Annotated in this window: 20 protein-coding genes; 18 read left to right on the plus strand and 2 right to left on the minus strand. The window is 72.8% G+C overall.

Features of this window, described 5'->3' with window-relative positions; all coding sequences use genetic code 11:
- The first annotated feature begins 2 nt into the window (after positions 1-2).
- The 12 genes from V2S66_RS18850 to V2S66_RS18905 all read left to right on the plus strand — a co-directional run bounded on the left by V2S66_RS18850 (position 3) and on the right by V2S66_RS18905 (position 9,927).
- Entirely contained in the window at positions 3-1,091 is a 1,089-nt protein-coding gene (locus tag V2S66_RS18850; RefSeq protein ID WP_330796947.1) for a hypothetical protein, read from the plus strand.
- Positions 1,088-1,825, plus strand: a complete 738-nt coding sequence (locus V2S66_RS18855; RefSeq protein ID WP_330796948.1) for an NUDIX hydrolase — start codon at positions 1,088-1,090, stop codon at positions 1,823-1,825. The genes V2S66_RS18850 and V2S66_RS18855 overlap by 4 nt, the downstream gene beginning before the upstream one ends.
- Entirely contained in the window at positions 1,822-2,262 is a 441-nt protein-coding gene (locus tag V2S66_RS18860; protein ID WP_330796950.1) for a hypothetical protein, read from the plus strand. Before V2S66_RS18855 ends, V2S66_RS18860 begins: the two co-directional genes overlap by 4 nt.
- Before the next feature lie 216 nt (positions 2,263-2,478).
- Positions 2,479-3,045 carry a hypothetical protein gene (locus tag V2S66_RS18865; protein WP_330796952.1) on the plus strand — a complete coding sequence of 189 codons (567 nt, stop codon included), beginning with the start codon at positions 2,479-2,481 and terminating at the stop codon, positions 3,043-3,045.
- A 12-nt stretch (positions 3,046-3,057) separates the two neighbouring features.
- Positions 3,058-3,555 carry a hypothetical protein gene (locus V2S66_RS18870; RefSeq protein WP_330796954.1) on the plus strand — a complete coding sequence of 166 codons (498 nt, stop codon included), beginning with the start codon at positions 3,058-3,060 and terminating at the stop codon, positions 3,553-3,555.
- Between the two features lie 202 nt (positions 3,556-3,757).
- Positions 3,758-4,030, plus strand: a complete 273-nt coding sequence (locus V2S66_RS18875) for a hypothetical protein (protein WP_330796956.1) — start codon at positions 3,758-3,760, stop codon at positions 4,028-4,030.
- Complete coding sequence (locus tag V2S66_RS18880) at positions 4,027-4,818, plus strand: hypothetical protein (RefSeq protein ID WP_330796957.1); 792 nt, start codon at positions 4,027-4,029, stop codon at positions 4,816-4,818. Before V2S66_RS18875 ends, V2S66_RS18880 begins: the two co-directional genes overlap by 4 nt.
- Positions 4,815-5,975, plus strand: a complete 1,161-nt coding sequence (locus V2S66_RS18885; RefSeq protein ID WP_330796959.1) for a hypothetical protein — start codon at positions 4,815-4,817, stop codon at positions 5,973-5,975. Before V2S66_RS18880 ends, V2S66_RS18885 begins: the two co-directional genes overlap by 4 nt.
- An 89-nt stretch (positions 5,976-6,064) precedes the next feature.
- Complete coding sequence (locus tag V2S66_RS18890) at positions 6,065-7,339, plus strand: ATP-binding protein (RefSeq protein ID WP_330796961.1); 1,275 nt, start codon at positions 6,065-6,067, stop codon at positions 7,337-7,339.
- Positions 7,294-8,661: an ATP-grasp domain-containing protein gene (locus tag V2S66_RS18895; protein WP_330796962.1), complete on the plus strand. Its 1,368-nt coding sequence runs from the start codon at positions 7,294-7,296 to the stop codon at positions 8,659-8,661. The genes V2S66_RS18890 and V2S66_RS18895 overlap by 46 nt, the downstream gene beginning before the upstream one ends.
- Positions 8,662-8,723: 62 nt before the next feature.
- Positions 8,724-9,506: a hypothetical protein gene (locus tag V2S66_RS18900; RefSeq protein WP_330796964.1), complete on the plus strand. Its 783-nt coding sequence runs from the start codon at positions 8,724-8,726 to the stop codon at positions 9,504-9,506.
- Between the two features lie 49 nt (positions 9,507-9,555).
- Positions 9,556-9,927 carry a hypothetical protein gene (locus V2S66_RS18905; RefSeq protein ID WP_330796966.1) on the plus strand — a complete coding sequence of 124 codons (372 nt, stop codon included), beginning with the start codon at positions 9,556-9,558 and terminating at the stop codon, positions 9,925-9,927.
- 48 nt (positions 9,928-9,975) lie between these two features.
- On the opposite strand, the gene V2S66_RS18910 is transcribed toward V2S66_RS18905, so the two are convergent.
- Positions 9,976-10,212, minus strand: a complete 237-nt coding sequence (locus V2S66_RS18910) for a hypothetical protein (protein ID WP_330796968.1) — start codon at positions 10,210-10,212, stop codon at positions 9,976-9,978.
- A gap of 101 nt (positions 10,213-10,313) precedes the next feature.
- On the opposite strand from V2S66_RS18910, the gene V2S66_RS18915 reads away from it, so the two are divergent.
- From V2S66_RS18915 to V2S66_RS18940, 6 genes are all read left to right on the plus strand, one after another.
- Positions 10,314-11,195 carry an SPDY domain-containing protein gene (locus V2S66_RS18915; RefSeq protein WP_330796969.1) on the plus strand — a complete coding sequence of 294 codons (882 nt, stop codon included), beginning with the start codon at positions 10,314-10,316 and terminating at the stop codon, positions 11,193-11,195.
- Positions 11,192-11,341, plus strand: a complete 150-nt coding sequence (locus tag V2S66_RS18920) for a hypothetical protein (RefSeq protein WP_330796970.1) — start codon at positions 11,192-11,194, stop codon at positions 11,339-11,341. The genes V2S66_RS18915 and V2S66_RS18920 overlap by 4 nt, the downstream gene beginning before the upstream one ends.
- Positions 11,338-11,775, plus strand: a complete 438-nt coding sequence (locus V2S66_RS18925; RefSeq protein ID WP_330796972.1) for a hypothetical protein — start codon at positions 11,338-11,340, stop codon at positions 11,773-11,775. Before V2S66_RS18920 ends, V2S66_RS18925 begins: the two co-directional genes overlap by 4 nt.
- Before the next feature lie 113 nt (positions 11,776-11,888).
- Entirely contained in the window at positions 11,889-12,545 is a 657-nt protein-coding gene (locus V2S66_RS18930) for a hypothetical protein (protein ID WP_330796973.1), read from the plus strand.
- Entirely contained in the window at positions 12,545-13,150 is a 606-nt protein-coding gene (locus V2S66_RS18935) for an SPDY domain-containing protein (protein ID WP_330796975.1), read from the plus strand. The genes V2S66_RS18930 and V2S66_RS18935 overlap by 1 nt, the downstream gene beginning before the upstream one ends.
- Positions 13,081-14,016, plus strand: a complete 936-nt coding sequence (locus V2S66_RS18940) for a hypothetical protein (protein WP_413966428.1) — start codon at positions 13,081-13,083, stop codon at positions 14,014-14,016. The genes V2S66_RS18935 and V2S66_RS18940 overlap by 70 nt, the downstream gene beginning before the upstream one ends.
- Before the next feature lie 41 nt (positions 14,017-14,057).
- On the opposite strand, the gene V2S66_RS18945 is transcribed toward V2S66_RS18940, so the two are convergent.
- Positions 14,058-14,414 carry a YciI family protein gene (locus V2S66_RS18945; RefSeq protein WP_330796979.1) on the minus strand — a complete coding sequence of 119 codons (357 nt, stop codon included), beginning with the start codon at positions 14,412-14,414 and terminating at the stop codon, positions 14,058-14,060.
- Positions 14,415-14,480 lie beyond the last annotated feature (66 nt).

Consider the following 14,480-nt stretch of genomic DNA (forward strand, 5'->3'; position numbering starts at 1 on the left):
CGGTGCGCTATCGCGTCGAACACCTGGCCTGCGCCACCACGCTGCGGCAACTGCCCCGAGCCTACGGTGAGATCACCGAGCCGGCAGCCGCCCGCAGCGCTGTCGAGCACCGCAACCGCCAGGTGACCGACGCCTTCACCGCCCATCTGCTCCCGCACGCCGCCGGCCTGCTCCGGCTCGCCCACCAGGGTCTCGACGCGATGCCGCCCGCCCGCCACCACGCCGGGTGGCGGCTGCTGCTGGATGACCTGGACCACGCCACTGAACGCATCCACCACCACTTCGCCGCCAGCCCCAGCAGCCGCGCCGACGCGCAGCTCTGGTCGTACCTGACCACCTGGGCCGAGCACGCGCTCATCGTCCGCGACCTGGTCGGCCAGCATCGCGCCGCTGCCATTCCGGTACTGCCGGTGCCCGAGCGGGAAAAGTTGACCTCGCTGGCGCTGGCGGCCCGCGACCGCGGGGAACTGGAGCCATTCGAGTCCTGGTACGACGCGGCCGGCCGCCTGATCACCCTGGCCCACCTCACCGAGCACGACGACTCCACCGTCGTAGCACTGACCGTAGACCCCACCGGCGACATCACCGCCCTGGGACAGTACGAGAACGAGTACGAAGCAGGCCGGGCCAGTCCGCCCCCGGTTCCCGCCGGAGTGCTGCGGCCCGACGCACCCTGGCGCTCCGAGCAGCCCCAGCCCGACAGCGAATTCGGCATCCTCATCCGGGACGTGCTCACCTCCGCGCACACCGGGGACGTCTCCCGCTCCATCGCCGAGGTTGTCGACGACGGCGGGCAGCTCCCGCAACTCGCCAGCTTTTTGCGCGTGTGCGCGGAGTTCGCCGGCGCCCTCGACACCGTTCAGGGCCGCATGACCGCCGCCCGCCTGAGCGTGCTGGCTGCCCAGGCCCACGCCCTCACCGGAGAACTGGCCGCCGCCGGAGAGGAACTCAGCGCCCAGGTCGCGATCCTGCCGCCGTACCGGGTTCCGCACCCGCGGCACGTGGCCATGCCGCCCGGTCCGGCGCTGCAGACCACCTCACCGCCCCGGGCAGGCTGCAATATGCCCGTGGCCAGCGGACGCAGGAAGTGACCACTACGACCGATACCGCCTACCGGCGCCTTCACAGCGAGCGGCCGGAGCTGTTCCGCAACGCTCCCGGAGCGCCCATCGTCCTGACCGGCGGCACCAGCGGTACGACCGCGCCGTCGGCTGCGCGATCAGCCTGCTCCTGCGGCACACCGGCCGCGAGCAGCACTGACGGCGTGGTGTACCGGGACCGGTACCTCACGGTCCTGCGCGATCCGGTCCGCTTCCTCGACGGGACCCCCGGAACGTATCTGCGCGTGCTGAGCACCCCTGGCCCCACGGGGGTGGCGGTCCTGCCGGTGCTGCCCGACGGGCGGATCGCCTTGCTGGACCACTTCCGGCACGCCACCCGCCGCTGGCATCTGGAGATCCCCCGCGGCGGGGGCGAGGACGGCGAGGACGCGGAATCCACCGCCCGACGTGAGGTGCACGAGGAACTCGGTATGCCCATGGGCGAGTTGTCCTGCCTGGGAGACCTGTATGCCGACACCGGGATCCTTGCCCATCGCACCGTGCTGTTCCTGGGCCGCCTCACCGACAACGAACTCCCCGCCGGTCCGAGCCGGGGCGCCCGGCGGGAAGGGATCACCGGGATCCGCGCGGTCACTCCCGCGCAGCTCGCCGTGATGATGCGGGGCGGGCGGATCACTGACTCGTTCACGCTGGCCGCCCTCGCGCAAGCGACCGTACGCGGCCTGCTGCCCCTCCTCCCCGGCCCGCCGGGAGGATCGCCGTGAGCCGCCCCGGCCGGTCTTCCCCGGCCACCGCCGGTGACCCGGGCACTGCGGCTGCCCTGCACTGTGACCACGTCCTGCGTCTGCTGGGCGGAACTCTGCTCGGCCGGCTGCCCAACGGCATGGCCCCGCTGGCGGTCCTGCTCCTCGTCCAGCACGACGGCGGCACGCTTGCACATGCCGGAGCCCTGTGCGCGCTCTACGGCATCGCCTCCGCCGTCGGGCAGCCGCTGCTGGGCCGCCTCGTCGACCGGCACGGCCAAGACCCTGGTCACCGGCAGCGCCACGGCACCACAACGGCGCTGCTGGCCCTGCCGGCCGCCCTCGATGCCGGCCAACCAGCCGCCGCGAACGCGCTGGTGGTCCTCGCGGGCCTGACCACACCGCCGCTGGAGGCGGGGCTGCGGGCCCTGTGGCCGTCCGTCCTGCCCGACCCCTAGCAGCGGCGGACCGCGCTGGCGGTCGACACCGGCAGCCAGGGCCTGATCTACATCGCCGGACCACCACTGGCCGTCGCGCTCGCCCACACCTCTAACCCTGCCACCGCCCTGGTCGCGGGGGCACTGGCGGGGCTCGTGGGCGCGGCGGTCGTCCTCAGTTCCGGGCCTTCACGCACCTGGCAGCCCATCGGCCGGCGGGCTTCGCTGCTCGGCCCGTTGCACCACTCCGGTCTGCGCCGGCTGTTCACCGCGCTGACCGGCACCGGCTTCGCCCTGGGCGCCCTGACCGTCTGGGCCGTCTCGGCCGCCGACCGGCACAACACACCGTGGCTGGCCGGCACCGTGCCCGCCGCCCTGTCGGTCGGGAGCGTCGCCGCCGGAGCGCTCCTGGCACACCGGGCACTTCCCGGCACTCCCGCCGCGCAACTGCGAAAGATATCAATGGCCTTCGCGGCGAGCTGGCTGCCGCTGCTGGCCGAACCCTCTCCCTGGGCCGCCGTGGTGGCCGTCCTGGTCCCGGGCGCGGTCCTGACCCCGCTGATCACCAGCGCGTTCCTTACCACCGAAGCGCTCAGCGCGCCCGGCATGGTGACCGAGGCGTACGCGTGGCTGATCGCCGCCGTCGGCACCGGCCAAGCCGCCGGCACCGCCCTCGCCGGCCTCACCACCACCCACCACCCGCACACCACCGCGGCACTCCCCGCCCTCGGCGCCGCCTTCACCACCGCCGTACACCTTGCCTCCCGGCGTCACATGAGACCCGGACACCCCGAACACCGCTAAAGGAGAACCGACTTGGCCGTCCGCACCACCTGGACTGTTGATCATCAATGTGGCCACCAACTGGACCATGACCTGTCCGCCCGGCGGGCCGACGAGCGCGCCGGATACGCCCGCTGGCTGGAAGCCCGCGCCTGCACCGACTGCTGGCGCACCGCCCACCAGGCCGACGCCGCCGGCACGCAGGAATGGCTCGCAGGCCGCCGCGAGCAGGAACAGGCCGACGCCGACGCCTGGGCGTCCCAGTACGACATGCCGCCGCTGGCCGGATCCGACAAGGCCGTCGCCTGGGGTCAGCGCTGCCGCCACCAGCTCGTCACCACCGCCTACCAGGCCCTGGTCGCCGAAGGCGAGTTCGACGAGCAGCAGTGGGCCGCGGTCGAGGAAGCCGCCCGGCTGGTCGACCGCGCCGGATGGTGGATCGACCAACGGGAGGCCGATCCCGGCGACCTGCCCGAGCTGCTGGCCGCGGCCACCGACGCCGACCGCACCACCGAAAACCCCTACCGATAACCGGCACCGGCACCCTCGCCACCGGCGCCGCCGGACAACCGTCGAAGGACTACCGCTGACTTCGTTTCCCTCCCCGCCCCGCCCGCCGGCAGACACCCTCACCCCACAACGGCACATCACCCACCAGCACTTCACGCCCGGCGACCAGATCGCCATCATCAAGGGCGCCTTCAAGGGCGAGCTGGTCGGCGAGGAGGTGACCGTGGTCGCCTCCTCCTGGCACACCCCGACCAATGAGGACGGGTGGCGGCTGCGCAACCCGCGCGGCGGCGAGCACTCCTACATCACCGCCCACCCCCGCTACATGATCCACACCGGCCGGTACTGCCCCGACTGCACCAGCTTCTTCCGCGCGCTGTCCGACCATCTGCTGCCCAAGATGCCGGACACCGAAAGGTCCGTGGACGGCGGCTGGTACTACCAGACCGCGCTCGACCAGCTCGTCCACACCGCCGACCTCGGCAGCAGCCGATGACCGTGCCCATGACCGTCGCGGCCAGGGCGGCGAAACTCGACGCGCTGCGCGCCGCGGCCAGGCGCCGAATCGACCAGGGCGAGGACTGGACCGGCCCGCTCAACCGCGGGCTGCAGCTGACCGGGGCGACCTGGCAGGAGTCCGCCCAGGTGTGCAGCAACGCCGCCTGGCACGCCCGCCGCACCGGACACGATGTGCTCAACGACCTGGAACACCGGCCCGTACCGGGCGCCGACATGTCCGCGCCGGTGCACCGGACCTGGTGGCACCTGTACTTCAGCGCGCTGCGCTTCGACTTCCGCTGCGGTGCGATCCGGACCGTCTTCCAGGCCCTCGACCCGCCGGGCGCCGAACACGCCGACCCCTATATACGGGCACACGAGGTGTTCGCCGTCCTGGGCCGGTCGCAGCCGGCCGGCCTCGGCATGCTGGACGACCTGCTCACCGAGAACGAAGCAGCGACTTCGCGGGAGGTGCTGCACGTGGTGCTGCAGGGCCTGTGGCTCGGGCACCTGCTGCCCGGCCGCGCCGAAAGGATCCTCCACCTCACCGGACTCCCCGTGCTGTCCCGGACAGCGGACCCGGTCGCGCTGATGCGAACGGCCGGGGCGCTGCGCCAGCTCGGCCGCCACCGGCAGGCGCTGTCGGTGATTGACGAAGCCATCGAGGCGCTGCCCGCGGGTGATCCGGCCGTCCACGCCGACCTGGTACGCGAACGCACCCTGATCACCACGGCAGTGGATCTCACCCCTTCACCGCGTTCGTACGATGAAGGGCTGACCGCTTGATCTGCTCCGTCAGCACCCGGACGACCCGCGCCGGCGCATTCTTCACCGCGGCGCTCGGACCAGACGCCCGCCCGGAGCTTCCCCTCGGCGAGAGGGTCATCGGCCACTGGCCGACGCTTGATGAGGTCTTCGGTGACCGGCACACCGTGTGGCTGGCCGAGAACTGGGTCCAGTACTTCGAAGTCCCCCTGATCGAGTACCCGTTCGCCGTTGGCCCGGGCAACGACCGCGCCGCGGTGTTCCACCTCCAGGTGCGACTGCATCCTGACGACCGGACGCTAACGGCCGAGGACTTGGCGATGATCGTCCAGCATCTGGCCTGGACCGCGGGGATCATCGACAGCGACGGCTTCGGCAACTGCCGGTGGGTGGCGATCCAGTCCGCTTCCGACCGGGTCGACTTGATTGCCAATCTGATCAACGACTCGAACGGCACCTGGACGCACCTGTCCCGGCAACTCCACCAGGCACTCGCGGACGCGGCCCACGACATCGAAGACTGGATGGACCTGGAATCCACCCGCCCCGGGGAGGGCGGCTCCCGCCACCCGGATGTCACCATGCGCCTGGAAGCCGAGCGCGGCATCACCGTCACCGTGCACACCCACCGCACCCAGGTGAGGGCGGACGTGGAAGACGCGGGCTTCACTATCCAGGACGACCAGACGTACGTCCTTCCCGCCGGCACACCCACCGACGAGGCCAAGCGGCGCGCTGCCGAACTGGTGGGCGCCCTGCGCTCCATCGGCGTCAGTGTCCTGCTCGACCCCGACCTCTACCAGGACACCGAGGGCGCGCCGGGTCCTGATGCCGTGCCCACGGGCACGGCCCTGCTGACCGGGCAGATCACCGACGCCCGCCGGCCCGCACAGCTTGCCGGCCTGATCAGCGCGATCACCGACGACCGCCTCGGAGACCTTCCTCGCCTTCGGCGCTTCGCCGAAACCGCAGCGGCCTGGGCCGCAGCGCAAACCGGACCCGCCGCAGGCGATGCGGAACACCGCCTGGAGTGGATCGCCCGCCGCCTGCAGGGCATTCAAGAAGACCTCCACGGTGTCGCGCAGATACTCACCGAACCCCCGGCCACACCCCGCCACGCCGCCGGGCCGCCCCCGCCCGTCGCGGGCGACATGTCACCGGGTCTCGCGCGCCGGTGACCGGACAGCACCCGGTAGTGCCAGAAAGCCCTGGATCCGGCAAGCCGCCGGTCCCGCCCCCACCTTCCCCGCATCACCTGGAGTTCTTGTTGATCGTTGTCGTCTCCGCCCTGCGCAGCACGCTGGAAGAGTCCCTGGCCGCCCGGGGTGAGCGAGTCCTGGCCGTGGTGCCCGAAGCTGTCCTGGCTGAGCGGCGCGCGCTGGCCGCAGGCCGGTACGAGGTACGGGCGGTATCGGACTGGGACAATCTCGGCCAGCTGGTCCGGCTGGCCGACGCGCTGAGCGAGTTGCCGGTGCGCGCGGTGGAGAGCGCCGACGAGCCGTGCCTGCGCCCGGCCGCCCTGCTGCGCGGCCTGCTGCAGACCGGCGGCGGCCTCACCTGGGCCCAGGCCGTCGCCGCCACCGACAAGGCCGTCCAGAAAGACCTCCTCGTGCGGGCCGGTGTGCCCGTCGCCGCCCACCGCCGGATCAGCGCCGTGACCGGCGCCGCGGACGCAGCCGACCGGCACCTGGGATGGCCGGTGGTGGTCAAACCCCGCCGCGGATTCGGGACGCTGGGCACCCACGTCGTCCGCGACCGAACCCACCTGGCCGAACTCCTCGCCACCGGAGCGTTCGCCGGCGCGGCCGGTCTGTCGGCATCGATGACCGCATCCGGACTGCACCGCCCGGCCGACGAGATCCCCGGCGGACTGGTGGCCGAAGCCCTGGTCCGAGTACGGGCCGAGTACCACATCGAGATCCTGCGCGATCACGGCCGGGAGCTGTACGCCGTGCCGGCCCGCTACGTCGCCCCGGTCCTCGGCAGCCCCCTGGTCGGCTCCGTCCTTCTCCAGCCCGGCCCCGAGCACGACGCGACCGCGGCGCTGGCCCGCGCCGCCGCCGACACCCTGGGCCTGTCCACCGGGTTCGCCCACGTGGAAGTCCTGCTCGACCAGGAGGGGGTGTGGCGGGTCGGGGAGATCGGCCTGCGTCCCGGCGGGGCGCGCGTGCCGCACCTGCTCAACCTTCACCACCGGATCGACGTGCCCGGACTCGCCGCCGACCTGGCCACCGGCACCCGCCCCCAGGTCCAGCTCTCCACCTCCGGCCAGACCACCGCGTGGGTGTCGGCGGCCACCCCGTCCGGCACCGTCGCCGCCATCACCCCGGCAAAGGAGATCTTGGGTCTGCCGGGCGTCATCGACGCCCACACCGACCTGTATCCCGGCGCCACCGCCGGCGGCCCGCACGGCAGCATCGCCCTGGCCACCCACGTCTTCACCCAAGGGGCCAGCGCTGAGGACGCCGAACAGGCGGCGCTGGCCGCCATCACCGCGTGGCGCGTGGACATCGCCGAACCGGCCCAGCACCAGCCCGCATAGCGTCGGCCGATCCCGGCCGCCACCCCCGCTTCGAAAGGCCCCACACCCTGCACGTCCTCGTCCTCGCCACCGGCAACCCGCTCCTGGAGAACGCTCTCCTGGCGGCCGGGCACACCATCACCCTCCTGGCTCCCGCGCCCGGCCCCACACACCCGCCGCCGGGTGTCCGCGCCGTCCACACCGTCCGCCACTGGGACGACCTGGATGCCCTCACCGCCCTGGTACCGTCCCTGCCTCCGGTCGGCGCGGTGGCCACGGTCGACGAGCAGTGCATCGTCGCCGCCGCCCACCTGCGCCACCTGCGCCATCTCCCCGGCCTGCGCGTGGACGCCGCGCACCGCTATACCGACAAGCACCTGATGAAGAACGCCCTGCGGGCTGCCGGACTCCCGGCCGCCGGCCACCGCCTGGTCCACTCCTGCGACGAGATCCCCGAAGCTGCTCAGGCCCTGGGCTGGCCGGTCATCGTAAAGCCCCGCGCGGGCGCCGCCGCTTGGAATACCTTCCTCGTCCGCTCAGAGGCCCATCTGAAGGAGCTTGTCGCGGGTGGCGCGTTCGATTCGCGCGTGCCCGACATTACCGGGCGTTTCCACGCCGGCCACGCCCTGGACTCCCTGCACGGCGCCCGCGACGGCTTCCTCGTCGAAACCTTCCTGGACCTGGCCGACGAATACTTCGTCGACCTGTTCGCCCACGACGGCGAAATCCTGCTGGCGGCCCCCGGGCGGTACGACCAGCCGCTGCTGCGCACCGTCGGCTCCGCCTCCTACGATACCGTCCTGCCGCCCGACCACCCCGAAGCCCGAGCCGTGACCGACCTCGCCCGCCGCGCCACCGCAGCGCTCGGCGCCCAGACCGGCGTCGTGCACTGCGAGATCCTGCGCACCACCGACGGCCGCCTGCACATCGGAGAAGCCGCCGCACGCCCGGGCGGCGACTGCATCACCGAACTCACCGGCCTGATGTACGGCATCGACGTCCCCACAGCGCTCGCCGCCCTCGCCATAGGCGAGCGGCCCGCCCTGCCCACCGCAGCCCGCTATCCGGCCCTGACTGCCGTGATGATCGCCGCACCGCCCGGCACCGTCACCCGCGCCGCCACCGCGGAGACCATCGAGCAGCGCCCCGGCGTCCTGTCCGCAACCATCAACCTCCGCCCCGGCGAGCCCGTCCCGGCCACCGCCGGCACCGTCACCGGAGCCGGCCGCATCCTCTACCGACCCCGCGACCTCGCTCGGCTGGACCGGGAGGTCGCCGATCTGCGCGCCGCCCTCGACATCCAGGTCGCACCGGCCCCCGCGGCGGTCGCTTCCGAACACTGACACCGTCCACAGGTTCATCCACAGGCTGTGATCAACCCCCCGATCGACACACCCTAAGTCCGTTGCGTTTAAGGAGAGTTACCGTCCCCACCCTTGCCGATATCTGCGGCACCGACGTCGAGGTCTTCCGCCACCCGTTCGCCACCACCATTTACGTTGAAAGCCGGTCCGGCGCCCCGGCCCGGCTCCTGGACCAGCTCGACGCACTGGGCCTGCAACGCTGTGGCGCCGAACCGCGGGGCGTCTGGCACCAGGTCCCCGACCACCTCGACGAACCGGCCGGCCGGCGCCTGGCCGGTGACGCCGCAGCGGCCCTGACCGTTTCGGGCTGGAGCGTCAACATCGACCCGGGCGTCCTGGCCGCCGGGACCGGCGACCACTCGGCCATCAGCGCCGCCATCGAGACCCGGACCCGCGCCGGTCAGGACACACCCGGGCCTGCGGTTGGGTCCACGCCGCGTATCCGGGGTATCGCGACGCCCTCCACCGACCGGTATCCGGCCCTGCTCGCGCTGGACACCGCGCACCTGCTGGACCGCGTCACCGAGAGCCTGGTGCGCGCCGACCGCAACAACGGCGGCTTCATCGTGATGACCAGCATCGTCCCGGAGATCAGCCCGCTGGCCGCCCTCGGCCGGCTCCTGAACGCAGCCGGCACCCACCTGCACAAGGCGGGCATCGACGACATGTCGCGGCTGCTCTTCGCGGCGGCCGACACCCTCACCGACCTCGTGGCGAACCTCAACGACCACACCGGATCCGAAGCCGGTGAAGAAGCGCGGGCACGGGCCGTACCGGGACCCCCGGCTCCCCGGCCGGCCAACGCGTCCAGGAAGGCCCGCTGACCGGCCGTTCCCGTCCGGTCCACTCCACTGAAAAAGGAGACCCGTTTCTGTGAGTCCTGCCGATGAATGCGGCACCGACGTCGAGATCTACCGGCGTTTCGGCAGCCCGGTCATCTACGCCGACAGCCGTACCGGCGCCCCCGAGGAACTGCTGCTGCTCCTCGACACCCTGGGCCTGCAGCGGCACGAGGCCGCGCCGTTCTACGTCTGGCACCAGGTCCCCGAGGACGCGCAGCATCAGGTCGCCAGCCGGGCCTGCGCCGCGGTGCACCTGGCCGGGTACCGCGTAGCCATCGACCCCGACGTCGTGGACGAACCGGTTCTCGCCGCTGCCCTTGCCCGACCGGCCAACCGGCCGGAGCCGCAGCAGCCCGCCGCCCCTCCGCCGACACCCACCGCTGAACCGCGGCGCAGCCGCTGAACCAGAACCCGCCCCGCCTCCGCTTCTACGATTGGAGCGCCTCTGCCGTCAGGCACCTTCACCGTTGATCTCGCCCACGATGCCGCGCGTCAGATCGACCGGCTCGCCGAACACCTCGCTGCGGCCGGTCCCGACGAAACCCGCCAGATCCTCCGCGATGCGGCCACCGCCGAGGAGGGTGTCCTGGGCCGGGTCGTGATGCTGCTGGCCACCGCCTCCTACCGCGCCCAGCACCACGGTGACCCCCGCGCCGGCGTCTACGGGCAGGCCGCCAACGACCTGCACGACCTCGTCCTGAACCTGGACGCCGAACTGAACCCGGCCCCTGCGCCCCCGGCGGCGCAGCCCGCCCTGAGCGCCACGCCGGCCCTGGCAAGGCGGACACGATGACCCGGCCACAGCCCAGTTGGGGACCTGCCGCTGCCAGGGAAGTCCCCCAGCAGCACTACCTGGTCCGGCCCCGGCACCTGGCCGGCGGCGGCGACCTCACCCATATCACCGCCCACCTGACCGGCGCCGGCTGGAAGAACCGCACCCCCAGGTCCGGCTCACCGCTCCACTTCGAAAGCCCCGACACGTCCGTGCGGGCCGTCTACACCTCCCACACCAGCCCGCCGGTGTGGATCATCTCCGGCAACCCACCCGGCCAGCCCGCCTGGAACGCCACCCTCGGCGCCGCCGTCCCGGTGGAGATCCTCGCCGGCCTGACCGACGCCCTCGCCGCCCCCCGCCCCGCCCACGCACCCGACGTCCTCGGCCAGGCCACCGCCCGCGGATGGAAGCCCGGCACGGGCAAACACCCCAGCGCCGACCACCCCGACGGCACCGCGCGCCTGCAGTACCGGCGCGAAGGCGACACCACCAGATGGTGGGCCGGCGCCCGCACACCCGGCACCGGTGGCCACAGCGTCACGCTGTGGCGCGCCACGTTCTCCGAGCACACCCCGCTGCACGCAGTCGAGGCATTCGCCGCCGGCCTCGCCGACCCCCAGCCGGTCCTGCGCCCGCCGGGCCGGATCCCCTTCGCCGCCGCCCCGCACGCCGCGACCACCGCGTACCCGGTGCTGCCCTCCCAGCTGACCGCCTGGAACCAGACCCGAACCGCCGCAGGACGCGCAGCCGCCTGGGCCCGATCCGCCAGTGACCGCGCCACCGCCCGCCTGCGCCCGGCCCGGATCCGGCAGGCGGTCCCGCTGCCGCCGCGTCCCGCCGCACCACCGCGCCCGGCAGCCCCGCCCCTCACCACCCACCCGCCAAGGAGACGATGACCCACCCCCACCACACCGCCACCCCACCCGTCCGGCCCTGGCCTCGCGCCCGCATCACACCGCTGGCCCTGCTGCGCGCCCGCGCCCACCGGAACACCTCCCAACCCCCGCTCCGCCGACGGCCCGAGCACGAGGAGGCCCAGTGACGCGAAGGCACGATCCGACCACCGCGGCAGGAATCGCCGCCTCGCTGCGGAGCCTGGCCACCACTCTGGAGAACGCCGACCCCGAGGAGGCCGCCGACCTCCTGACCGGCGTCTTCGCCCAAGGCGGCGTCCTGGACGAGGTCAACGAGGTCCTCAGCTCCACCCACCGCCTGATCCTGGCCCAAAGGCCCGGTGACCAGTGGGACGAGCACCAGCCCGGATACGCGCTGTACCACCAGCTCGCCGACACCACCGAACACCTCTACGACCAGACGCAGGAACTGCGCGACGCCCCGCAGACCCTGCGCGCCCTACCGGACCCGGACCTCTGCGCGACGACGGAACAGGCGCGACACGCACTGCCGGCGACCCCGCTCCCTCCGCCCGCCGTACCGGCGGCTCCGTCCCCGACCTCCCCTAGGACGACCCGCTGACCGCTAACCCCGCCCCCGATAAAACCGCGACGGCCACCGCCGGTCACCTGCGCGAACTGAACGAGCGCATCACGCGGGCCGAACCGGCCGACGCCGCCGGCCTGCTGGCCGAAGTGCTGGCCGAAGGCGGCGTCCTCGACGCCGTCCGCGCACTGCTGGACACCACGATCCACTTCGTCGACCAGCAGGCTGAAGCCACCGGCCGGACGCAGGACCGGTCGGCGTACACGCTGTGGCACCTCCTGTGCGCCTGCGCCGACCACCTCGACGCCCAGGCCGCCGACCTCCACCGAGCACCCCAGCTCCTCCACGGCCTGACCACCTCCGGTACACCGGCCGAAACCAGACCAGGCGCCGCGCCAGAGCCTTGCCGGCCGCAGGACTGGGTACCGCCGGCAGCGATCATCGAGACCCCGGCGGCGCTGGAAGCGATCACCGCCCTCCTGGACAGGGGCACCGTCTCCGCCCCCCTGCTCGTTGCACCGGTCCTCGATCCCGACGACGGCGTCCTGGCCCGCATGTCGGACCTGCTGGCATCGGCGTCCCGCTATGCCCAACGACACGGCGGCGCGCCCGAGCTGTGGCAGGACCTGGGGCGGGCCAGCCAGCACCTGGGCGACATCAGCGAAACCCTGGCCGACAGCGTCACCGGTCTGGCCACGCTTCCCGGTGTCACCCGCCGCCCTGCACCCGCAGCCCGGAAACCGCCCACCCCACCAGCCCCGGACCCGGCTCGGGGCGCGGGCGATGCGGCCGGGCGGCGGCGCTGATGCGCGAGCATTTCTACACCGGCGCCAACGGACCCGAGGACACCGTCCAGTTCGCCACCGCCCCCCGCTATCTCGCGGGGGGCGGTGATCCCCGGCGGGTGACCGAGGTGCTGCAAGCGGCCGGCTGGACCAACCACTCCGACCCCACCTATCCGCACGTGCTGCTGGCCGGCCCCGACATGGCCGTCCACCTCACCCTGGAACCCACCGCCCCGGACACCTCCAGCGCGTGCTGGAAGTTCCGCGCCTGCGGGTGGTACGCCGCCTTCGGCGGCCACACCCCCGTGGAAATCCTCGCCGGATTCTCCGACGCCCTCCTGCCACCCGCCCCTGACCAGCCCCCCGCCCCGGACGCAATCCACGACATCCTTACCGCGACCGGCTGGAACAGCGATAACGACGGCCAGGGCACCGAATTCGCGCTCTCGCCCGACGGTTACGCCCGTATGGGACCGCGCCCGGGCCTGGACGACGCAGCGGGCCAGCCGACCTGGTCCGCCGATATCACTCCCGCCACCGGATTCGGAGACAGGGTCTGTGGTCGGCATGGTTCTCCGCCGGCACGCCCCCGCACCTCGTCGCAAGGTTCGCCGCCCAATTGGTGAGCCCCCAGCCGGTCTACCGCGGCTCCCATGGGCTGCCGAACCCCTGGGCTGCTCACCCAGGAACCCACCACCGTCCAGGGCGAACAGCTCGCCGACGAACAACGCCAGCGGCTCAAAGCCGTGCGCGGCGCCGCCCGCAAACAACGCAGAGCCGCAGCGACACTGACCACCCACGCACCGCTACCGCCCACCCCGGCGCAAGCCCGGCGCTGAACCCCGCACCGACCTTTTCTCACAGAAAGGCCCTCACCTCCATCAACCCGGCCAACCACCGGCTCCTCCTGGACCGGCTCACCGTCTACACCCGGGCCGCCGCCCACATCCTCCAGCAGTGGCACGACTACTCCGACCAGCACACCGACGCCCAGGGCTGGCCCCTGGACGAGGACGCCTACGGGCTGCGCCAGCGCCGGCGCGACGCCGAAACCTGGCATGCTTTCGAGCGGGTGCGGCCCCACATGGGCGAACTCCTCACCGTCGCCGAACGCCAGCTTGCCGCGCTGCCCGCAGCCGAGCAGCAGTCCCACTGGCGCGGCACGCTCACCCGCCTCGAACAGGCCCGGACCGGCCTGGAGACGACGTACACGTACTGGCGGGCCGAATGCGACGCGCTGCTGCCCACGTCCGGGCCCGGCACCGAGGCATACGACGAGCCGCTGGCAGAACGCAACGCCGAAGCGTGGAGCTACCTGTGCGACTGGGCCGACGGCGGCCACGTCCTGAACCGGATCGCCCGTGCCGCCATCGGCCAACGCCCCGACGCGGCCGGCCGGTCAGCAGGGCACACCCGCACCCAGGACGGGGCGCCCCTTCCGCCCCGAGGCCCGGGCCTGCCGCATCCCGGGCCCGATACCCGCGGCCGGTGACATCACCCGGCGCAGCGGCCCGGCCAGCCCAGGGCCAGGGGTCACCCTCCGGCCGCCTCGGTCATCGAACGCGGGAACCGGGCCGCAGTGAAGGAGACGGCACCGCGGGGAACCATCCACGGCAGGACGGTCAGCGTGAAACGGCCCGCCTGTACCGCCGGATCCCGCGCCATCAGCTCCACCGCCTCCTGCGCAGACACCCGCAGGAGCGACAGGCCGCGCAGCGCTTGACCGTCACCGCCCAGCAGCGGGCCCGCCGCCAGCAGATGCCCCGCCTCGTGAAGTTCGGCCAGATGCGCCATGTGGGCGTCCTGCAACGCAGCCGACGCCACCTCATCCAGCTCCGGCGCATCCGCGGCGAGCACCAGCAGCACCACCGTGTAGGTGTCGAAATCCATGCCGCGCACCCTAGGCCCCGGCAGTGACAGCCGCCCTCTCAGAGCGCAATCCCGGCGCGCGCAGCC

This window comes from Actinacidiphila polyblastidii (assembly GCF_036353415.1).
In the GTDB taxonomy this organism is placed as follows: domain Bacteria; phylum Actinomycetota; class Actinomycetes; order Streptomycetales; family Streptomycetaceae; genus Actinacidiphila; species Actinacidiphila polyblastidii.